The 23,827-nt window shown below is 33.5% G+C and carries 14 protein-coding genes; 8 read left to right on the forward strand and 6 right to left on the reverse strand.

The window, feature by feature from the left end:
- Positions 1-37: 37 nt before the first annotated feature.
- Positions 38-8,788, reverse strand: coding sequence for a PKD domain-containing protein (locus V4538_01330; protein ID MES2379651.1), 8,751 nt, complete (start codon positions 8,786-8,788; stop codon positions 38-40).
- Between the two features lie 99 nt (positions 8,789-8,887).
- A complete protein-coding gene (locus tag V4538_01335; GenBank protein ID MES2379652.1) occupies positions 8,888-10,405 on the reverse strand; it encodes an OstA-like protein in 1,518 nt (505 codons plus the stop codon).
- Between the two features lie 87 nt (positions 10,406-10,492).
- On the opposite strand from V4538_01335, the gene tilS reads away from it, so the two are divergent.
- Positions 10,493-11,821, forward strand: coding sequence for a tRNA lysidine(34) synthetase TilS (gene tilS, locus V4538_01340; GenBank protein MES2379653.1), 1,329 nt, complete (start codon positions 10,493-10,495; stop codon positions 11,819-11,821).
- Here tilS and V4538_01345 read toward each other — a convergent pair.
- From V4538_01345 to V4538_01355, 3 genes are read right to left on the reverse strand one after another with little or no spacing between them, the layout of a single operon-like run.
- Entirely contained in the window at positions 11,818-12,090 is a 273-nt protein-coding gene (locus tag V4538_01345) for a hypothetical protein (protein ID MES2379654.1), read from the reverse strand. The genes tilS and V4538_01345 overlap by 4 nt on opposite strands.
- Positions 12,091-12,098: 8 nt before the next feature.
- Entirely contained in the window at positions 12,099-13,226 is a 1,128-nt protein-coding gene (locus V4538_01350) for a glycosyltransferase (protein ID MES2379655.1), read from the reverse strand.
- Positions 13,223-14,206, reverse strand: a complete 984-nt coding sequence (locus V4538_01355; GenBank protein ID MES2379656.1) for a lysylphosphatidylglycerol synthase domain-containing protein — start codon at positions 14,204-14,206, stop codon at positions 13,223-13,225. Before V4538_01355 ends, V4538_01350 begins: the two co-directional genes overlap by 4 nt.
- 88 nt (positions 14,207-14,294) lie before the next feature.
- On the opposite strand from V4538_01355, the gene V4538_01360 reads away from it, so the two are divergent.
- The 7 genes from V4538_01360 to V4538_01390 all read left to right on the forward strand — a co-directional run bounded on the left by V4538_01360 (position 14,295) and on the right by V4538_01390 (position 20,884).
- Positions 14,295-14,693, forward strand: coding sequence for a hypothetical protein (locus V4538_01360; protein ID MES2379657.1), 399 nt, complete (start codon positions 14,295-14,297; stop codon positions 14,691-14,693).
- A 1-nt stretch (position 14,694) separates the two neighbouring features.
- Positions 14,695-15,303 (forward strand): crossover junction endodeoxyribonuclease RuvC, encoded by a 609-nt coding sequence (gene ruvC / locus V4538_01365; protein ID MES2379658.1) that lies wholly within the window; start codon positions 14,695-14,697, stop codon positions 15,301-15,303.
- A 27-nt stretch (positions 15,304-15,330) separates the two neighbouring features.
- Positions 15,331-17,142 (forward strand): tetratricopeptide repeat protein, encoded by a 1,812-nt coding sequence (locus tag V4538_01370; protein MES2379659.1) that lies wholly within the window; start codon positions 15,331-15,333, stop codon positions 17,140-17,142.
- A 3-nt stretch (positions 17,143-17,145) separates the two neighbouring features.
- Positions 17,146-17,451 (forward strand): DUF4286 family protein, encoded by a 306-nt coding sequence (locus V4538_01375; GenBank protein MES2379660.1) that lies wholly within the window; start codon positions 17,146-17,148, stop codon positions 17,449-17,451.
- 157 nt (positions 17,452-17,608) lie between these two features.
- On the forward strand, positions 17,609-18,811 hold the full coding sequence (locus tag V4538_01380) for a glycosyltransferase family 2 protein (GenBank protein ID MES2379661.1): 1,203 nt from the start codon (positions 17,609-17,611) through the stop codon (positions 18,809-18,811).
- A 135-nt stretch (positions 18,812-18,946) separates the two neighbouring features.
- Positions 18,947-19,942, forward strand: a complete 996-nt coding sequence (locus tag V4538_01385) for a sugar phosphate nucleotidyltransferase (protein MES2379662.1) — start codon at positions 18,947-18,949, stop codon at positions 19,940-19,942.
- 3 nt (positions 19,943-19,945) lie between these two features.
- Positions 19,946-20,884: a DUF2167 domain-containing protein gene (locus tag V4538_01390; protein MES2379663.1), complete on the forward strand. Its 939-nt coding sequence runs from the start codon at positions 19,946-19,948 to the stop codon at positions 20,882-20,884.
- A gap of 74 nt (positions 20,885-20,958) precedes the next feature.
- Here V4538_01390 and polA read toward each other — a convergent pair whose 3' ends face one another.
- Positions 20,959-23,823, reverse strand: coding sequence for a DNA polymerase I (gene polA / locus V4538_01395; GenBank protein MES2379664.1), 2,865 nt, complete (start codon positions 23,821-23,823; stop codon positions 20,959-20,961).
- Positions 23,824-23,827: the final 4 nt, after the last annotated feature.

Below are 23,827 nucleotides of genomic sequence, written 5' to 3' on the forward strand. Positions count from 1 at the left end.
AAGCTCTTGAGGGTTTTGTTTTATGGTAATTAAACGCTTATTGTTTAATTAAAGTTTTAACAATTACATCATCACCAACTTTCACTTTTATAAAGTAAGTTCCGGCTGCTGTAAATAAATTCTCTGCCAATTCTCTTTCGTGTTTACCACTCGACAATTTACCTAAATCAATATTTGAAATAGTTCTACCTAATACATCTGTAATAGAAACCGAAACATCAGTTGCTGTTTCAAGATTGAAACTGATAAATGCATTGTTTGCAAATGGATTTGGATAAGCACTTAAGTTAAATTTAGCAGCTAACTCTTCGTTTATACCAACACCAACCGATACTCTTACTGTATCATAATAAGTAACCTCACATCCTTCAGGAGTTGTTACTTTTACTCTAGCAGTGTAAACACCTTTTTTATTGTAGATGAATACAGCTGAATCAGTTTTAGTTGAAGAATAAGATGAGCTATCAGCATCACCAAAGTTCCAAGTATATTTAGTTCCTGAATTTGGAGCAGGAGCAGGAGTTACACCTGCCGTAAATGTTACTTTATTATCACTAGTAAATCTGCTTGCAGGAATAGTGCTATGTACTTTAGTATAGCTAACTGTTGGTTTAGCAACAACTGTAATATAACCTGTACTTGTTGATTGACAACCGTTAGCAGTTGCAATTAAGAAATATTGGTAACGAACAGGGCTGGCAGTGTAAGAAGAGAATGTATTACAAGCTCCGCTAGAACCAGAATTACCAAATAACCAGTTACAAGTAATACTACTTTGGTTAGGTGAGAATGATTTACTTGTAAAGAATACATTATTTCCTTCACATACTTTGTAGTCTTTTAAACCAATAGCAGTTACTCCAGATACTTCGTCAACCGCAGTTGGAGATAAATTAGCACTTACTTCTTTAGTAATAGAGTCTTTACAACCAAATAATCTGTTAGAAGCTACTAATTTAACTACAAAAGGATTATCGCTGTTGTTAGATAAGTAACGGTGTTTAGGGTCTTGTAAATTATTAATTCCGCTATTGTCACCGAAGTCCCATGCATAATCAGCATTTTGGATACCTGCACCATAAACTGTTTGATTAGTAAATTGAGCTGAATCGTTAACACAAACTGTTAATGCTTGGAAATCTGGTTTCGGTGTTTCGTAAACCGTTACAATTTGTGAAGTAGTATCCTCACAACCTGCTTGGGTTTGTGCTCTTAAGCTAACTCTGAAACTACCACTTAAAGGGAATGTGTATTCAAATGTTTTAGATACTCTCGTATCACCATTACTCATAGTCCAGAATAAACCAATATTTTCACCTGTTGATATACTTGTACTATCTAAGTAAGGTAACAATGTACCTTGACAATGGCTTGTAACAGTAAATTTAGCTTTAGGTTTAGCATATGATGGGAATATACGCTCATTGAAAGCAAAACAACCAGTAGCAGTGTTCGTAACAGTCAATGAAACTTTATAGTTTGTATCAGCTTTATCAAAAGCAAATGATGTGCTAGCAGTTGTTCTGGTAATACCACCAGGTAAGCTCCATAAGTATGATATACCGGTGCCAGTAGCTGCAGCTGTGAAATAAGTAGAATCTAATTGACAAACAATTGAATTAGAACTTACAGTATAATTTCCGGTTGGAGATTGTAATACTCTGATATCTCTTTCAACACTATCACTTAAACCAAGTCCGGTTTGAATACGCAATTTAACTCTGTAAATACCTGGAGAATTCCAAGTTTTCTTAACCGGCTCAGTAAATCCAATTCCATTACCAGTACCAAAATTAGAAGTAGTTCCGTCACCAAAGTTCCAGAAATATTGATTACCAGATGCAGCCGTTCCTGTTCCTGAAATAGTAAAGTTTAAAACGTTACCAGTACAAGCTGAATCAGTACGAGGAGCAGTTACAAAATTAATAGTTAAAGGATCTACAACTCTTACGTAACGAGTAACAGTGGTATCGCAATTAGTAGCTAAGAATCTAATAGTTGTTGTTAATGCATATAATTGGTCAACTTCTGAAGCATCAGCTGTAAATACTGCTTTAGATGGATTGCCTCCGCTTGGAGCCGTAAATGTAAAGTTTACAGCAGGTGTGCTACTGCTAAAATTAGCCATGCTTGTGTTTACAATAGTCCAAGCTGTTCCATAGCTGGCATCAGCCAAGTAAGAAACAGGAGAAAGTATATTATAGGTAATTGATCTGCCTACTTTAACTCCATCAGGTTCAAACTGTGAACCTGCGTTCGCTGAACCGTTAAATGCATTTAAAGATAAATCAGGAATGATATAACCACCATCAGCATTTTTACGAGTAAATCTATTGATAATAGCAGTAAATGGTCCACCAGGTAAGTTATTTACACATATAACAGGCTGTGTAAGAACATTAATAGGTTGGTAAGTTGCAGTATTATAATTAATAGCTGAAACAACGTAACGTAATGTATCAATTTGACGATTTGCTAAATTTAAAGTGATAGGTGAAGCACTGTTATTACCATAAGATGAATCTAATACTCCAATTGGGTTTCCAGAATTATCTAATTGAATAGCTCTGTATACAAAACGAGAATCTGTGTTCGGTATATTTACCTGAACAGGTTGGTTAAGATTACATACTGTAGTTGTTGTTGGAGTAATAACCTGATTTTGTGCTCCATCAAATATCTGAATATCATCAATCAATATGTTTTGACCTGCACCAGCACTTACTGCTTCAATTTGAATTTTATAAGTTAAACCTGCAGTTTTATAGTCTGTTAAACAAACTTCAATTGGGAAATAATCAGCAAATGGTGAATTAGCATTAGGTCTTAATGCAAATTTCAACAGATTAGAAGCAAAACCATTAACCAAAACTTTAATTGCAATTGAATCTTTTCTTGTAACACTTGTGTTACTTTGAGAGAACATAATACGCAATGTTGGGTTTTGAAGTACACTTAAATTAAAGCAAGGAGAGATTAAACGAGCAGTTGCACCTGTAGCTAAAGTACTTGAGCTGAATAATGCGTTTTTAAGACCACTGTAAGCCGATTGAGACGGGTTTGAAATTGATCCGAAAGCAGCTAAATCCCATGAAGCACCACCACTTACTGTTTGTGAAGTCCATCCGTTAGCACCATTTTCAAAGTCCATAGTGTATGGGAAAGTTGAAATTCCTGTTTGTAAAGTATCCCAAGCTTTTCCAATCGGATAAATACCATTATTAGGCGTGATATCATTAGCTGAAATTCTGTACTCAATAACACCTCCGGTAAATGCCGAAGCAGGAATTGCGTACGTTTTAACTAATAAGCCACCACTGTTAGTAGTACTTGACACAGCTTGAAGGGTGCTTATTGCTCCTCCGTTAACTCTATAATAGAAAGTATCATTTAAGTAGTTTTTATCTGCTACTATAAAATCGATTGTATTAAACAATGCATTTAAACAAGGGGCAATAGCAGATGGTACTATTCTAGGGGCAACGCTATCTAAATTGTTACCACCTGTGTACTCATGAGCTCCCATTGTAGGATTTAAGAAGTTTCTTGAAGTACCAATAACATCTGAAGTAATACCAGGGAAAGGCATTGCAGCACCATAAATTACTGAATTAATTAAAGCAGGAATAAATAAATTAGTGTCATTTGTAAAAGGCACATTGAATGATGTTGAATAAACATCATCGTTGGTAAATTTATTTAAATTATCCCAACCAGTATATCCAATAGGACTTACAGCTGCATTTGCTGTAAACTCAGCATTAGTAGCTGAAGTAGCTTGTACATAATAGTTATTATTATTTGAAACAGTAAACGGATTGATATTAGCTCCAATTAAAACACCACTTGCTCTGGTTGTTGTAGCATTACCTCCTAATCTGTTTTTAAATATATTGTTAACCATATAAAGTCCACTTCTAGAAGCCAATGTAGCAGATGTAGAAGTAAACTGGCCGGCTAATGCCACACAAGCACTTTGACCTGATGTTAAAACATTAGCTGTTCCTAAATTAATAGAGTTATAAACTATTTTGATGTTTGAATTATCAACTGTAATACCAGCATCTAAAGCTATACCATATGGATTATTAATGAAAGTACCGCTACCTAAACCAGAAATACCTGATATCATGTTATTTTGAATAGAAGTGCTGTTCCAGATATTAGCATTATCAGAACCAAAGTTCATGTAAATACCATAAGCACCACCAGCTAAAGTTGTTTGTATGTTTTTAATAATGTTGCCATTAATAACATTAGCCGAATCTAAAATGGTATTAGAACCTGCAATTGTAGCTAACTCAATACCTCTTGGAGTGGTAAATGTTCTGATATTGTTTTGGATTTGGTTTTTCTCAATAGTAGCTCTGTGTTGGCCTACTACAAAAATACCTGCAGCATTATTAATACCACCATAATAGTTAGTTGGAGTTGCACCACCCGGAGCGATATCACCACCAATAACATTTTCTCCAACGTAGGTACCGAAATCATGTTGTCCTCTAACACCGTTACCTCTTAAGTAAACACCATATTGGCAACCACCAATAAAGTTATTAGTAAATCCGTTTGCGTTATTTCCGCCTATTCCGGCAGAGTTAGAAGGTGTAGATACTATACCTCCCATATAAATAGCTGCAAATGTATTGTTGGTACTTGTTGTTGAGTTACCAATTAAATTACAGTTGTTTACAAAGTTATTGGTACTTGCCAAGTTAGTTGACAAGATAGCATCCTGCCATCCGATGATATCAATAATTTTTTGTGAAGGGTTATTCATTGATGCAGGCATAACAATAGTTAAATCTCTCGATTTAGTTCCATTGTTTGAACCATCAAAACCGAAGTAACGACCGCTTGAAACTCTAATCAAACTTGAAGTTGTTGCTGGAGCCGGAGAAGTTGAAATCAAAGTAAATTTAATAGTGTCCTGACGACCTGCAGCAACAGTTACTGTTACAGGAACATTTGCATTTGCAAAAGGATAATCTAATACAGTGATTGGACCAAAGAAAGTATCTGTTTCACCAACATAACCACTTGATAAAACTAATTTTGCAGGGTTAACACCGCTAAATGATAAACCAGTTCCAAAAGCATTCAAATATTCAACAGCTGAGCGTAAGGTTCTGAATGAACCGGTACCTGATGCTGCTAATGTAGGATAATTGTCAACACCATTAATTTGGTAAATTCCACCTGGTTGTAAAGGAGCATTGGTAACACTAAAGCTAACCGCACCTAATGATGAACCAGTAGAAGCCCTACCTATTCCATAAATATCAGTTAAAACTACCGCAACCGAACCACCTAAAGTATATCTAGAACCAGCAGAAACACTTAATAAATCAGGTAAAGTATCTGATATGAATTTAGACGGCCAAGAGAATGAACTTAAATCAGCCGTTGTTCCGGTAAATTGACGTAATGTATTAATATTAGATCTGTTTACAGTAGCTGAATTATTTGCCATTAAGAAATGATTTGTAAGTGGAGCAACTGAGTTACCTGAAACAAAATAAGCATTAAAGTCTGACGCAGGTGTTGTATAAGTAGCGCTAGCTGTAAATGGAGAACCTAAACTAGTACCAACAACAACTGCATATTTATTACCTGGTGTTGTTCTATTTCCAGAAACTCCGAATATGTTATTGATACTTGAAATACCACCTGTTACGTTTGTATTGATAAATAAAGCTGAAATTGAACTACCCGCATTTAAGTTAAGTGTTCCATTCATGTGAATAGTATTATTAACCAAAGTAACTAAATCAGCAGCTGATTGAACCTGTGTTGCATCAATTAAAACTCCTGTTGGATTTAATGCACTAAAGTTTGTGCTGGCACCTCTTGAGTCTATTCTACCAATAAAGTTATTCGCCAACATATGAGATCTTTTACCTGTAGCAGCTGTAAAATTATATCTTACACCATATATATTAGTTCCCGTAGCAGTAACTAAATTATAGATAAAGTTTTTAGTAATTGAAATACCAAAGTTAGGATAAACAATACCAGCTGAGGTACTTTCATCAATATCAATACCTCTAAAACCAGATGAAAGAGAAGTTGTTGCCACACAGTTTCTAATAACATTAGAATCAATAACGGTAGCCTCTGCTCCTTTAATGTAAATACCAGCTTGATCTGCAGCACCACCAATATAGGTAGTGTTTAAAGAACCACCCGGAGCTACTGTTCCACCTATAGTATTTCTTAAAATAGAAAGATTCTGAATTCTGTTGGTAACAAAAGAAGGTAGCGAACCAGCAAAAGCAGGAGGTGTTGCTGAAGGATTTCCTCCGGAACCTCTAACGTAAATACCATTTCTTACACCTTGAATATAATTGCTTTCAAATGTAAACCCGATATTGGCAACAGTTCTCAAGGTATCAAAATTACCAGTAGTAGGTAAAGGATTACCCATGTAAATTCCGGCAAAAGTATTAACTGCACTTGGTGAAGTACATCCAACAATATTTAAATTTCTAATTGTAATATTTTGAGATGATGTATCTGTAGGAGTAATACCAATAACTCTAGCATTTACCGCAGAAGATAAAGGTTGGAACATAACTGTTAAATTACGGCCTGTTCTACCATCTATAGTAATGTTTCTACCTCCTAATATTCTAATTACCGAAGAGTTATTTGGGTTTAATGCATTTGGAGCCCAAATAGTATCAACCCAACCTGTTTGGGTTCTGATAATTACATTGTTTGAAGGACCTGAACCTACGTAATCTACAATAGCAGGAATCCAGTTTGTTTCTCTTGGGTAATTAGCTTTAATCTCTAGAATAACATCATTTTGGTTAGCTGAAATACCATAAGCATTTAAATAAGTAATTGCTTCTGCTAAATCTTTAAAACTACCTGTATTAGGAGTTTGGCTTACTGGAGGTGCAGAGTTTCCATTTACTGAATAGGTTCTACCACCCATTAATGGAGAAGGGTTATTGGTAGAATCACCAACCCATTGGTGACATCCAATTGATGTAAATCTGCCTAAACCTGTTCTTGTATTACCTAAAATGTCTTCAGTAACTTTATTTCTTACTGAATCTGATAACCATTTAGCAAAAAAGCCCAATTGATTTAAAGAATAAGCTCTATTAAACATTCTATGGCTTACGCCTGCTGCAACTGTTAATATAGTATCTGATTGATAAGGAGGAATGGTATTGTAGCTATTCGAATCTGAAGGATTATATAGTCTATAATTTTTCAATGTTGAAATTTGTCTATAAATAGCACCTGCATTGATAGCAGCAACAAAAGCATAACCACCACCTAAAGTATTAGTATGGTAATTATTAAAGTTTGAATACGAAATAGGATTAACTGTAGAGTTTCTGATAAATACATAATTTTGGTAACCACTTGTATTGCTTACAAGTCTTCCCATTGTATTTGAAAACGAGTTATTTAATAATTTAATACCACCAGTTGTTCCTGTTCCTGTTACAAAACAAGCTGAAATGGCATTAGCGGCTAAAGTATCACCAACTAAATTAATTGAATTAAATAATACTTCAAGACCGGCATAACTGGTTGTGTTATCAACCAAAATACCTGCTGTATAGTTTAAAGAAGCAAAAGTAGCACTACCATTTATAGAAGCTACTCTACTAATAGAGTTATTTGCTATTAATATATTACGTGTAGTAGTATGTGTATTTAAACTAACTCTAATACCATAAATACCTTGACCAATTACATTACTAAATAAATTATAGATTTTGTTTTTTGTAACTCTGATATTTGAGTCAATACCAATTGAAGCAACATCAGCAACCAACCTGATACCAGCAAAACTTGCTGAAGTTAATAATGTGTTTCTAACAGTGTTATTTGAAATAGTTGAATTAGCTACTGTTTGAACATAAATACCTGATGAGTTAGTTCCACTTCCGATAAAAGCTGTATTTGCAGCATTTGTTGGATTTGAATAATCACCTATAATATTGTTAGTAATATTAATACCAGTATCTTGAGAAGCAAATGAAGTAGTATTGGTTGGAAAACCTCTATGGTAAATACCGTTTTGAACGGCCATAATTAAATTGTTGGTATATGATATATTTAAGTTGGTACCTAAAGTAGCACTTGAAGGTGTTCCTGCACTACCACCAAAATAAATACCTGCATAGGTATTAATAGTTGTTGCAGTTGAGTTACCTACTATCACACAATTTTTAATGTTTACATTTCTAACCCTGTTAGTTGCACTTGGAATAATATCAATAACTTTTGCTGAAGCCGTTGATGATAATAATTGGAAAGTAATATTTCTTTGACCGGCAGTTCCACTTCCATCAATAGTAAAATCAGTACTACCGAATATTCTGAATAAACTTCCGTTAGCAGCTATGGCTGCTGCAGTAGTAATGGTAAAGTTTAAACCCGGAGCAGGTTTTAATACAATTGGACGAGCCGCACCCATGTTTGGATAACCTGCACCAGTTGTTTTTCCCACCTGAATAGCTGTCGGCTCACTTCCTGAATAACCTGAAGCAAGTAAAATAGTAATAGTACCCGGTGCTTTTGTTACGTCAACACCACTATCAGCTAAGTATGGCATAATTCCAGCATAACTTGGATAGCCTGCACCACTTAAACTAACAAAAGTGTCACGTGGTAAAACCTGATCGGTTTGCCCGTTAACAACATATGTTTGCCCCCCGATGAGTCCATTTTGAGCATAAACACTATTGGAGCTGAGTCCAATAATCACGGCTAGATAGATAACTAACCTTAGGTAAAAATTAGTAGATTTTGAATTCATATATTTAACTTTTATTTATTTTTTTAATAACAATTGAGTTTACTAAATTAAACATTCATAGCAGTAATGCAAATAATTGCCCGAAATTTTGATTTATTTTTATTTTTTATACTGATAATAAACCTTTTGCGGTATTTCTTTCTGTCGCCAAACAAATCCGCGAAGCCTAAGTTCTTCAGGCTTTAATTCGTCTAAAGGATACATTTCTCCGTCCGGATTATTTATAAAAATAGCTTTGCTAATTTTTTTATCAGCAAAATAAAATTCCATTTCACTGCAATCTATCTTATTCACCCCAATATAATTAACGCTATCTTCTTTTTCGTAGTATATACTTTGACAGTTTCCAAACACATGAATATATTTAATGCTGTTGCTATCTAAATATCCTTTCATGTGCTTGCCTTTTCCCTGATTATAATGCGGGCCTTTTTCATTTGAAATGATAAAAGAATTGGAACGAAGGGCAAATGAATCTAACTTTCTATTGTTGATATAAAAATGAATCGTATCGGCCGTTGATTGATTTAAACCATTCCACATAACCGGACCTTGGTACATGGTCAATACTGAATCGTCTTGCAGGTAAACTAAACTATCGCAAATTCCCTGTATATCTGTTTTATAAATTTTTACTTTTTTATACGCTCTTAACTGTTGTTTTTGTTTGGTTTTAACATCGGCCTGATAAAGAAATAAGCTGTCTGCATATAAAAACAAACTATCGTTTCTATCCATTACCATTACTGCATATGGTTTTTCTGCTACAAAAGTTTTTTTTGTTTTGCCGTTAGTAAAACCGTAATCACCATAAAGTCTTATTTTCTGAATGGAATCAAACAACTCTATATTTTTAAAAGCCTTACCAATACTATTCTTTCTATCGTAATACATGCTATCAGCTTTCAGCATTTTTTTATCAGTATATAATATGGCATTTTTGCTAAACTGGCTTACTTCTCTTTTTGTATCGTACCAGCCATTTTCACAAACAATTTTATCTGTTTTACTTTGAATAGTGGTAGCTCCATAAAAATAGGCAACCTTAGTAATGGTATTATACTTTAAAGTATCGCTTTTCATGGTGTAGTCAGGGTTGGTTAGTATTACATTTTTTTTGAAGAAAAACTCTTTTGTACGGGAATGGTAATATCCGTATTGGCTTACCAGGTTATTCTTTTCGCTTATAATTAATCCGTTATTGGTATAGTAACCAACACTTGTATTCATATCAAAATTAAGCTGGCTGGTAGTAAGGGTCATGTTTTTATCAAACATTTTTACATTTCCTTCTAAAAATGCCTGTTTGGTATTACCATCATATTTCAGATACTGCCCTTCCATATTCACACTGTCGTTATGGTTTATATGTACATTGCTATATGCCTTTACCATATTGGAGTCATCGTAAAGTATAGCGGAGTCACAATACATGATGGTTCTGTCTTGTTTAAGTTGCACATGACCAATCAATTTTTTGGAATTGCCAAATTTTGTTACCTGTCCTTCTAACAAATCGGCTCCTAAAATTTCTACCTTACTTTTTTGAGCAAAAACGGAGATACCTATAAAAAGGAGAAAAAAAAGAAACTTACTTTTGTGGGCAAAATACTGCATGGGGTCAAAACTATTAAAAATTTAATAACAGAATAATTTATGTTTAGACTTATTTGCAGAAATTATTCCAAAAACCAATAAATTATTTTGTTAGACGATTTCAAAAACTTCCTATTAGTTAATAAATTAATTGACAGTAACCAAAAAGTACTGGTAACTGTTAGTGGCGGCATTGATTCAATGGTTATGGCTCATTTATTTCTAAAAAGTGGAATTGGGTTTGAAATTGCTCACTGCAACTTTAACCTTAGAGGCACTGAAAGCGATAATGATGAATTATTTGTACAAGATTTCTGCTATAACAACAATATAAAATGTCATTGCAAAAGGTTTGAGACACTTGCATACGCGGAAAAAAATAAAATTTCTACACAAATGGCAGCACGCGAATTGCGTTATACTTGGTTTAATGAGCTTTGCCAAACTAACCATATTGATTTAATAGCTACAGCTCACCATCAAAACGATGTAGCTGAAACAATGCTAATTAATATGGTAAAGGGTACGGGAATTGCGGGAATACACGGCATTTTAGCTAAACAAAGCAATATTATAAGACCATTATTGTTTAGTAATAAAAATGAAATAATAGCCTTTGCCAATACAAACCACATTAGTTACAGGGAGGATAGTAGTAATTTAAAGGATACTTATTGGCGCAACAAAATAAGGCACCACGTATTACCGATATTTCAAGAACTAAATCAAAACAGTATAAATGCGTTTTATGAGCTCAGCAAAAAAATACATGAAAATGAATTTTTATTAAATGAAAAACTAAACGAGCTAAAAGATAAATATACCAAAACTATAAATGGTGTAGTGCACATTGACAAAGTGCTTTTACAACATGTTAGTGCAAAAACAATTTTACATTTTATTATTGATGAATATGGTTTTAACGAAGCCAATATTGAACAAATTGCAGCTAGCAAACAACCAGAAATTGGCAGTTGTTTTTTAAGCCGCACTCATGAACTTTTAGTTGACAGGGATTCACTCATTATTTCAGCTAAAACAAATACTGTTATTGCTAAAAATATAACGGTAAATGAGGAAACAAATTACATCCACACTGATGCCGGTAATTTTGAGGTTACTTTGATTAATAAAGTACCGGCTATTTACGCAAAAAACTGTTTTTATATAGATGCTGATTTAGCTGGATTATCATTTACACTGAGAAATAAACTGGACGGTGATAAATTCATTCCCTTAGGAATGAAAGGTAAAAAATTAGTGAGTGATTATTTAATTGATAAAAAAATAAACAGATTTGAAAAAGACGTTTGCTTAGTGATGGAAAGCACAGATACGAATGACATTATTTGTGTATTGCCTTATCAAATAAATGATAAGTACAAACTATCCATTTCATCGAAATTAATTATTGAAATAAAATATAGACCTAACTAACGGCCATTGTGCGCTAGCAGGCCTTCTTTGGTAGCTAAATAAGAGTAGGCATGCATATCATCTGAATCGTAAATAAAGCTTTTCACGTAGTCTTGTTTTTCTTCATCAAAACGCATAGCAACTACCATTTTTTTAGCTATTAATTGTTTTAAGCAATCAGCTACTATTTTAGTAGGTGCATCTACCTCTTCTATTATTTTTTCAAATGGCTCTACAAAATAAATTGAACCTAAAATATCAAAATCTATATCGCTTAACTCGTACTGCATTCTTTTAACTATTTGTGTTGTCTATCTTTCCAGTTATAGGTTCCAAAATTAGCCCAAATTCCAATTACTATTACATACAAAATATGAAATATTTCGGCTACCGGTAATAACATAATTAACTTTGTTTTTTTATAAAGCTGTAATATTTTATATAAGAAAATACCTTCAACCAGTGTTTTAAATAGTAATTGATAAAGAGCCATTTCTCTGTCAATTACTACATTTACCAAAATACTTATATTGAAAAAATAGGCCATGGCTAATATCAAAGTAATGTACCTATTTTCATATTTAGTACTTTTACTAACCCAACGTTTGCGTTGCTGAGCAAGCTGTTGTAAGGTGCCATTAGGGCTGGTTTGTACAATGGCTTTATCGTTATACAAAAACTTAACCTCGTTTGGATATAGCTTAAATACTTTATGCATTAAAAATTCATCATCGCCACTGGCTATATGCATATTATCTTTATAGCCATCTACTTCAAAAAAAACTTGTTTTTCAAAAATTAAATTGGCTGCACTGCACATGTTCGGATTTTTTAATTCAATAGCAGCAGCACCTATTCCTACCAAGCCCGCAAACTCTAAAGCTTGTAGTTTTTCAAATATAGTATTGGCGTTAAATTCAACAGGTGCATATAACATTTTTGCATTTGTTGCGGCTATATAATTGTTAATAGTTAAAAGCCAGTTTTCACCACGTGTACAATCGGCATCAGTTAAAACAATATAATCATTCTTGGCTTCTTCAATGCCTTTTGTAATGGCTTCTTTTTTATGCTTTACGTTATCAAAACCGCTTAAATTAATAAGCCTGATTTGATGTGAACTAAACTCATTAATTAAACTACTTACTATGTTACTTGTATTGTCTATTGAATAATCGTTTAAAACAATTATTTCGAACAGTGTATTGTTATATGTTTGGTTAATGATGGAGTGTAAACAATCTGCAATTGTTTTTTCTTCATTGCGGGCAGGAACAATAATGGTAAATGTATTTTGCTTAACATTACTTGTTTCATTTTTGCGTTTTGCTTTATTGATAATGCGTAATAAACCAACTAAAAAATAGCCAATTAAAACAACATAACAAACTAATAAAACAGTTGAAAAAACGGACCAATAAATCATAAATTAGTAAAGCGTTGTTTTAAAATAAAATATAAGCCCAATAAAGCTGGAAGCATCATATTAATAATCCATAATGAATACGCGGAAAGCAAAACACCTAATTCAATTCCCTTGTCGTAATTACTCAATTCGCCAAAAATAAAGAGTGCTGAAGCCCCCCGTAAACCAATATCTAACAAAATAAAACTGGGTACAATGGATTGAATACAGAAAATAGATATTACACCTATTATACTGTTTACTACACCTATATCAACACCAAAAAAATAAAGTAATAGTACGTACTGACTTAAGAAAGCAATGTACCTGATACAGGAGAACAAAAGCAGCTTTGCTAATTGTGATTTGTTATACGCTTTGAATACCTGAATATAATGCTCGTGCTTTTTAAACCATGTATTTATATTAAGGTATTTATACAGTAAGTGTATATGAATAAATAACCAGATAACTATTACATGAATAACAAAAATAACAATGGCTATTATTTTCCATTTTAAATATATGTTGTAATCAAGTTTTGCAGCAAAAGCCAACAATGCATACATACCGAATATACCTGTTATAATAACCTGAGCGGTATGTCCAATAACGGTTACCAGCGAGCCTTTTATTTTGTTTAAAGTTTGCAAATGAATAACCCGTCCGGCAAAATCGCCTATTTGATTGGGAGTTATAATGCTTAAAGTTGCTCCTGAAAAAATAGCTTTTAAGCTGTTTGTATAACTCAGTTTTTCGTAACGGTTAACTAACAAATGCCATTTAGCGGTTTCAAACCCCCAATTTACTACCATAAGTAAAATAACGGCTAATAGTATTGCAATATTTGCAAGGGAAAAAGTAAAGCTGAAACTTGAAAATTTTTCATCAATTTTATACGCACCAAATAACTTATATACAATAAAGCCAATGGTTAACAAAGCGAGTAATGCTTTTACATAAACAATCCATTTTTTATTTTTAGTCCAAAACTGTTTCAAGCCTTCTATTTATCGAATTGGCGGCTAAGGTAATTATTTTTGTTGTATTGCTTTTTATTTAAATATATGTTTGACCTTTATTTAAACAATGACATTAGTATTTTACATAATAACCGGATTTTTAATTATGACTTTTGCCCGCATGTGGCAACAGAAGTATATTGAAAAGCTGAATGATGAATTTAAAAGTAAACTTGTTGGCTTACTGGCGACCAAACACAATTGGCTTAATTATATAAGTATTGCTTCATTGGTATTGTTTACCCTTATTAGTGTTATGAATTTAATTGAGATACGTAATGCTTTTTTTATTTTTACTATTATCAATGTATTGTCAGTAGCTGTTTCTATGAATATTAATTACAATAAGCTTGTTAAAGCTGAGTTTCCTATTGATTTTATAAACAACTACCTGATAACTGCTGCTCTACGTATTATTGGTGTTATTGTTATTTTTTCGTACATGTTTTTTCAACCAACCAATTAACTTGAGTTCCTTACCAAATACTGTTACCGATTTTGATAGAATTATATTAGGCATTGACCCCGGAACTATAGTAATGGGATATGGTATTATTGGCATTCAAAAAAAACAGGTATCGCTTATTACGTTAGGTGTATTAAAGCTTGATAAATATGACGATTACGCCTTAAAACTTAAAAAAATATTTGAACGTACGGTTGGCCTCATTGACGAATTTAAACCTGATGAATTGGCTATTGAAGCTCCATTTTTTGGTAAAAACGTACAATCTATGTTAAAACTTGGCAGGGCTCAGGGAGTAGCTATTGCTGCAGCTATGAGCAGGGAGTTAGCCGTAAATGAATATTCTCCAAAAAAAATAAAACAATCGATAACCGGAAATGGAAATGCCAGTAAAGACCAAGTTGCGGGAATGTTGCAGCATATTTTAAAATTTGAACACGATTCTAAATTTTTAGATGCTACGGATGGTTTGGCAGCAGCTTATTGCCATTTTATGCAAAAAAATTTAGGAATAGAAAAAGCCACCAAATCAAGTAAAATACCGACTAAAAAAAAGGCTAGCAGTTGGGAAACGTTTGTAAGCAATAACCCTGCTAAAATTAAAAAATAATTGCCTTAATTTGTTCAGGCGTCAACCATGAAATTATTATATAAAATTATATTTATCGTCATTACTGTTTTAATGGGTAATGCTGTTATAGCACAAAATAAAGATGAGCAATTGGCTGCTCAATTTTTTTCGAATAATGAGTATGATAAAGCGGCTGAATTGTATGAAAAATTATTATCGAAAAACTTAAGCTCTATTTACTTTTACGATAACTTACTGCAATCGTACATAAAACTTAAAAAGCTTGACGATGCGGAAAGTTTATGTAAAAAAATGTACCGCAAACTGGGAGTGGCTTATTACGGTGTTGATATTGGTTTTGTTTACAAACTTGCCAACAAACCTGAAAAAGCACAAAAGCAGTTTGAAGATATTTTAAAGAAAATAATTCCTAACCAGGATAGGATTTTTGAAACAGCTAATGCTTTTGAAAAAAGAGATGAAATTGAATTTGCTACCAGAACTTATTTACAAGGCCGTAAACTGTTAAACGACCATTTGGTTTTTAGCAATGAACTGGCCAACTTATACAGCAAAACAAAACAAACAAGTCTGATGATTGATGAGTATTTGAATTGTGTAGAGCTAAACCCCATTAACAGGGAAGAGGTGGAAGGCTTATTGCAAAATAATATTACCCAAAACAGCGATTTTGATTTATTAAAAAATGCTTTGATCAGACGTATAAAAAGCAATCAAAATTCGGACACTTATTATGAAATGCTGATTTGGTTTTATGTACAACGCAAAGATTTTGACAATGCGCTTGTGCAGGCAAAAGCAATGGATAAGCGATTAAAGGAAGAAGGAAGAAAGCTAATGGACTTAGGTTTTTTAGCTATCAGCAATGAAAAATACGATGCGGCCGTACGCCTTTTTAACGAGGTGGTTTTATTGGGTAAGGATAAAGCTTATTACTTAGCTGCACGACAAGGTGTTTTGGAAGCGAGTAATAAAAAACTATTAGCATCTGACTCTTTTTCACAAACGGATTTGCTTAACTTAGAAAAAACGTATGAAAACTTTTTGCTGGAAAATGGTAAAACATATTATACCGCTCCATGTATGCGCGATTTAGCCAAACTGAACACTTTTTATTTAAATAATTTTCCTAAAGCCATTGGCATTTATGACGAGATACTAAACTTGGCAGGTATTGACAATCAGTTTAAGGCGGAGTGTAAACTTGAGCTGGGCGATTTATACGTAATGAAAGGACAGGAATGGGAAGCCATGCTTTTATATGGTCAAGTAGATAAGGAATTTTTAGAAAATCCGTTAGGGCAAGAGGCTAAATTTAAAAATGCTAAACTAAGTTACTATTTAGGCGAATTTGAATGGGCAAAAGCACAGCTCGATATTTTAAAAACGGCTACTACGCAATTAATAGCCAATAATGCGCTGGAATTATCATTGCTTATTCAGGACAATACGGTTGACTCTATAGAAGATGCTTTGAAGTTATTTGCAAAAGCAGATTTGCTTTACCAACAAAACAAATTTAACCAAGCCATTCTGGTGTTGGATTCTATTAATTTACTTTTTCCAAAACATGCTTTAGCTGATGATATTGCTTTTAAGAAAGGGCAAATATTCCTGAAACAAAAGGACTACAACACGGCTATTAAATATTTTACTATTGTTATCAATGAACATGGCACTGATATACTAGGCGATAATGCTTTGCTTAACGTAGCCACTATTTATGACAGGTATTTGAACAACCCTGCGGAAGCTAAAAAACAATACGAGAAGTTTATTGAAACATACGGCAGTAGTATTTTTATAAACGATGTACGTAAAAGATATAGAATTTTAAGAGGTGATATAATTAATTAAAAAATGATAGTATATAACGTAACTATAAATGTGGACGCCAGTATTCATGATGCCTGGTTTAAATGGATGAAAGAAAAACATTTAGGCGATGTAATGGCAACAGGTATGTTTACCTCATACAAATTTTTAAAATTGCTTAGCAAACATGATGAAGAGCAAGGTGAAACATACGCTATACAGTACTTTGCCCCTACCATGGAAAATTACGAACGTTATCAGCAAGAGTTTGCACCGCAATTACAATTAGATGGTCGCACGCTGTTTGGTGAAAGTTTTCATGCTTTTAGAACACTATTGCAGGAAGTATAGAATGGGGCATTTCTTCCCCTTTTTGACCACTTTTATTCCATTTTAGCATATAAAATTCCCAAAAAGAAACAAAACACGAACCCGCAAATTCGTAAATATTTGATTTTATGGGTTTTAATATAATAGCACATTGTTTGTGTATGTATTACCAAACAAGATGCTTAAACTATTAATCATATTATTTGAAATAACTATTGCCTGGTTCCTGATAGCTCCATTGGCTAAGTTGTTGCTAATAGGTTTATCTAAGCTCATTTATAAACCAATGCCAGCCATTATTAACTTGGAATACAGTTATAGTTATGCTGCCATTATTACGGTACATGAAAGCACCAAGTTATTAGAAGACATCGTTGAATCGTTCAACAAACAAACTTATAAAAACTTTACTGCTTATTTTGTTTTAGACAACTGTGGCTATATCAATGTATCGCATTTAGAATCGGAAAACATTAAGTTTTTATTTCCTGAAAAACCTTTGCATTCAAAAACCCGTTCTATTGAATTTGCTTTAAATGCTTTTGATCAAGAATATGATGCCATCAGTCTTTTTGAAGATGGCAACTTATTACACCCTGACTATTTTTTAGAAATTAATAAACAATTTTGTAAAGGTTACAAAGCTGTTCAAGGTGCTATAAAAGCAAAAAACTTTAATACTATAACGGCTAATTTAGATGCTGCCAACGAAGCTTTTTATTCGTTCCACGATAAAGAAAGCCGTAATCAATTGGGCTTATCGGCCAGTATTTGGAGTTTAGGTTTTTGTATTGACAGTATTATATTTAAAAAAATAGTAAGCAAATCGTTTAAACACCATTTAATTGGTTGTGATAAAAAAATACAAGCTAAACTATTGTTATATACTAAACATGTTGCTTATGCCGGCAATGCCATTGTTTTTGACGAAAAAACAAGCAGCAGCAAAAACATGATTAAACAAAAAGCGGTTTGGTTTTTAGATTACTATAAAAATATTTTTGAGGCCTTACCTATTTTATTTAAAGGTATACAAACTTTAAGTTTTGACAGAATAAATTATGCACTAAACATTATGCGCCCACCTTTGACTTTGGTATTAAGCATGGCTTGTTTATTGTCTGTTTTTAATTGGTTCGTATTACACCAATACTATTGGTTAATGCCCATTGCCATTGCAAGCATAGCTGTTGCATTTATTAGCATTCTATTTATTAAAAAAGTGGATAGAAGAGTATGGAACGCTATGTATCAATTTCCGAGATTGTTATTGATACAGTTTCTAGCCTTATTCATATCCAATAAATCAAGTGAATCATTTTACTTTACCCGGCATGTAGTAAGCCGTAAAGTTGACGATGTGCTTTTTTTATATAAGTAACTATAACTTTCATATGTTTTAGTGTTTTAGCTTGACAATTGGAGGCTCCCTAAGGGCCTCCATTGTTATTTTATTACCCTGCTACTTGTTTCCTAAAACAAAAAATATATTTTTGAATTAAACGAAGAAACAAAAATGAAAGCAGTTATTCCTGTTGCAGGAATCGGAACGCGTTTGCGTCCACATACACATACTCAACCAAAGGCATTGATTCCAATTGCGGGTAAGCCTATATTAGCCCATATTGTCGATAGCCTAATTGATGCCGGTATTAATGATTTTGTATTTATTATTGGTTACTTAGGTGATAAAATTGAAGAGTATATTCAAAAGAATTACCCAAAAATAACAGCTAACTTTATTATTCAAACTACGGGTAAAGGAGTAGGACACGCCATTTGGCTTGCCAAAGAAAATATTTTAAAGGACGAAGACGAAATACTGATTGTTTTTGGAGATACGATAGCGGATGTGGATTTGAAAAAAATAATTGCTGAGCCGTATAATCAATTGGGTATAAAAAAAGTTGACGATCCAAGGCAATTTGGCGTAGCTGAAGTTAACAAAGAAGGTTTTATTACTAAAATGGTTGAAAAACCGGCCATTCCAAAATCGAATCTGGCTTTGGTTGGTATATATAAAATTAAGGATAGTAAAGCTTTAATTGAAGCGCTTGATTTTAATATCAGTCAGAAAAGAACTACTCACAATGAATATACTTTAACGGATGCCCTGATGGCTATGATACAGGATGGTTTTACCTTTAAAGCATTTGATGTAGCCAATTGGTTTGATTGTGGTAAAAAAGAAATTTTAATTGAAACTAACTCCACTTTATTAAAGCGCCTTAACTACGATACTAACAAGTATAAATTTAACAATACTATTATTATTCCTCCGGTTTTTATTGGTGAGAATTGTAGTATTAACAATTGTATTATAGGACCTAATGTATCTATTGGAGAAAATGCTATATTGAATTATGGTATTATTAAAGATAGTATTATTGGACCTTACGCTCAAATTGAATACGCTATATTGGAGCACTCGCTAATAGGAAACGATGCTTTTCTTTGTGGAAACAAACAAAGCTTAAATATTGGCGACAGTACTGAAATAAACTTCGGATAATATATGAAACAAAAACTACAACTCACTCTCCTACTTTGTGCCATTGCTTTGTTTACCAATGCGCAAAGTTTTATTTACGACTCTCTTTATGTTGCGGGCAGCGATGACCAAGACTCTTTAATTGTATTGAAATATACAACCTCATCTACCAGTGTTGGCAATAACTTGGCTACTATTAATGTGCCCAAAGGCTTTAAATATTTAGACGGCCCTCAAGGTAGAACGGTATTGGAATATTTTTGGGGCAATATGCCTGACCCGGATTTAATGGGTTTAATTTTACCTTTAAACTATACACCACTTGACAAGGAATGTTGGGCTGTAAGTATTAATTACGATAACTCTGGACACGTAGAAGATGATGATGCAAAAGACATTAACTACGATGAGCTATTGGCTGAAATGCAAAAAGACATTACTGAAAGTAACAAAGAAAGAATAAGCCAGGGATACCAAGCTGTAACCCTTACTGGCTGGGCAGTTAGTCCTTATTATGATTCTGAAGCTAAAAAATTGCATTGGGCTAAAAAAGTAAAATTTGATGGCGACAGTATTGAAACACTTAATTACAACATAAGGGTACTTGGACGTGGCGGTGTTTTACAGTTAAATGTAATTGCAGGCATGAACCAATTTGGCCAAGTATACAAACACGTTGATCCATTAATTTCGAGTGTTAGTTTTAATGAAGGCCAACGTTATGAAAACTTTGATAGTGGTGTAGATAAAGTAGCTGCTTACGGTATTGGTGGATTAATAGCGGGAAAAGTATTGGCTAAGGCAGGCTTTTTTGTATTGTTATTAAAGTTCTGGAAAATACTATTGTTAGCAGTAGTAGGTGGTTTTGCTGCTGTTAAAAAATTCTTCTTTAGCAAAAAATCAAATACAACTCCTGAAGACACAACACCGACAACACCCAATGAGGAAGTAACTCCTTCATAATAATTATTACAATTTATACCAACAAAAAAGTCAACTGGTTTCAGTTGACTTTTTTTATTTCTTCAATAAATGAATTAATGTGCTTCGAGCCAATTTAAACCCACTCCTACTTCTGCTTTTATAGGAACTGATAATTCCATTGCTTTTTCCATTTCTTCTATCACCAATTGCTTTAGTATTTCTACTTCGTCTTTATGTGCATCAAATAACAACTCATCATGTACTTGTAATACCATTTTTGAATGTTTAATGTTTGATGCCGGGTTTTGCATACGCTCATGAATGGAAATCATTGCAATTTTTATCATATCGGCTGCACTGCCTTGTATAGGGGCATTGATAGCATTTCGTTCAGCAAAACCACGTACGGTAAAATTAGCTGAATTGATATCACGTAAATATCTTCTACGTCCTTTTAAAGTTTCTACATAACCATACTCTTTGGCAAAATTAATGGTGTTGCTCATGTATGTTTTTATATTAGGGTATTGTTTAAAATATTCTTCAATAATGCTGGCTGCTTCTTTACGCGGAATACCTAAACTCTGGCTTAAACCAAAGGCTGACTGCCCGTATATAATTCCAAAATTAACGGCTTTGGCGTTTCTACGTTCTGCACTGGTAACCTCGCTAATTTCTTTGCCATATACTTTTGCTGCGGTGGCTATATGAATATCTAAACCTTGTTTAAATGCTTCTATCATGGCTTCTTCTTTTGCCATGGCTGCTATTATACGCAATTCAATTTGCGAGTAATCTGCACTTAACAATACATACTCTTCGCCACGCGGAATAAATGCTTTGCGTATTTCTTTTCCTTTATCAGTACGGATAGGAATATTTTGCAAGTTAGGATTGGTTGATGACAACCTGCCTGTAGCAGCTACTGCCTGGTTAAATGAGGTATGTACACGGCCTGTTTTTTTGTTAATCAAAGCAGGTAATGCATCTACATAGGTTGATTTTAATTTACTTAACTGGCGTACGTCTAATATGCAACGAACTATTTCGTGTTCGCTTAATCCTTGTAATACATCTTCGCCTGTTTGGTATTGACCTGTTTTTGTTTTTTTGGCTTTGGCATCTAAAGCTAAATGTTCAAACAATACTTCGCCTAACTGTTTTGGTGAGGCTATGTTAAAGTTCATACCTGCCAACTCGATAATGCGTTTTTCTAATAATGCTATATCGGTTTGTAATGTTACTGAATAAGCATTTAAAAATTCTTTATCTATTTTTATTCCTTCACGTTCTACATCACTTAATACGTGTACCAAAGGAATTTCAATTTCATCAAATAAAGGTTTTGCATTGCTTTCTGCTAGCTGTGGAGCCAGTTTTTCTTTCAATTGAAATGTTATATCGGCATCTTCGGCAGCGTATTCTTTTATTTTTTCAATGGCTACACTGCGCATATTTAATTGGTTTTTTCCTTTTTTACCAATTAATGTAGTAATGCTTACCGGTTCATAATCTAAATAAATACCTGCTAAATAATCCATACCGTGGCGCAAATCGGGTTCAATTAAATAATGTGCCAGCATGGTATCAAACAAAGGACCTTTTAGCGTTAAATCGTATTGTTTTAAAATGCCTAAATCATATTTTATGTTTTGGCCTATTTTAACAATTTCTTCGCTTTCAAATACGGGTTTAAAAATATGGAGAATGGCTTTTGCTTCTTCGTAGTTTTCGGGAAACGGAATGTAATAAGCCTCACTGCCTTTTATACTAAATGACAATCCAACAATTTCTGCATCCAAGGTTTCTAATGATGATGTTTCGGTATCAAAACAAACTTCTTTTGCCTGTAATAGTACTTGCAACAACTCGTTTTGTTTTTCAGTACTGTCAACCAATATATAGTTGTGGGGGGTGTTTTCTATATTGTTTCTTACAATTACGGAGTCTTCCTGTAAAACAAAATTTTCACTTTCAACTATAACACTGGTTTCTTCTTTAACTTGTACTGATTGTGGTGCCGGATTAAACAAATCGAAAGCGGTTGATGCGGCAGCTTGTTTTTTATCAGCTACAACAGTGCTTGCTGTTGAGGCTTGCTGCACATCACCAAACAATCTTTTAGCCATTGTTTTAAACTCTAACTCAGCAAACAGTGTTTCGCAAGCTTCTTTATTGGGAGGGTCAAGTATCAATGCTTTTTCGTCAAACTCAATAGGCACATTTAAATCTATAGTAGCTAAACGTTTTGAAAGGAATGCTTTTTCTTTATTGTTTTCTACGTTTTCTTTTTGTTTTCCTTTTAGTTCATGCACATGTTCGTATAAGCCTTCCATACTGCCGTATTTTTGCACTAAAACTTTGGCTGTTTTTTCGCCAATACCGGGTATGCCGGGTATATTATCAACAGCATCGCCCCACATACCTAAAATATCAATTACCTGTTTTACATCGGTAATTTCCCAACGCTTTAACACCTCGGGAACGCCCATTATTTCATAATCGTTACCCAAACGGGCAGGTTTGTATATAAATATATTTTCACTTACTAATTGACCAAAGTCTTTGTCGGGGGTCATCATATAAGTTTTAAAACCTGCTTGCTCCGCTTTTTTGGCCAATGTGCCAATAATATCATCTGCTTCGTATCCGTCTAAAATTAATATTGGAATATTTAAAGCTTCGGTTACTTTCATGATAAAAGGCAAAGCGGTTGATATACCTTCGGGCATTTCGTCTCTATGGGCCTTGTAAGCTTCATATTCAATATGCCTGGCTGTAGGAGCCGAGGTATCAAACGACACACCTATATGGGTGGGTTTTTCTTTTTTAAGTATATCTAAAACGGTATTGGTATAACCAAATATAGCTGATGTATTAAAGCCTGCGCTGGTAATACGCGGATTTTGACTGAATGCAAAATAGGCTCTATACACTAGTGCCATTCCATCTAATAAAAACAATTTTTTTTCCGACATAGTC

This window comes from Bacteroidota bacterium, assembly GCA_040388375.1.
Taxonomy (GTDB): Bacteria; Bacteroidota; Bacteroidia; order UKL13-3; family UKL13-3; genus JAAFJM01.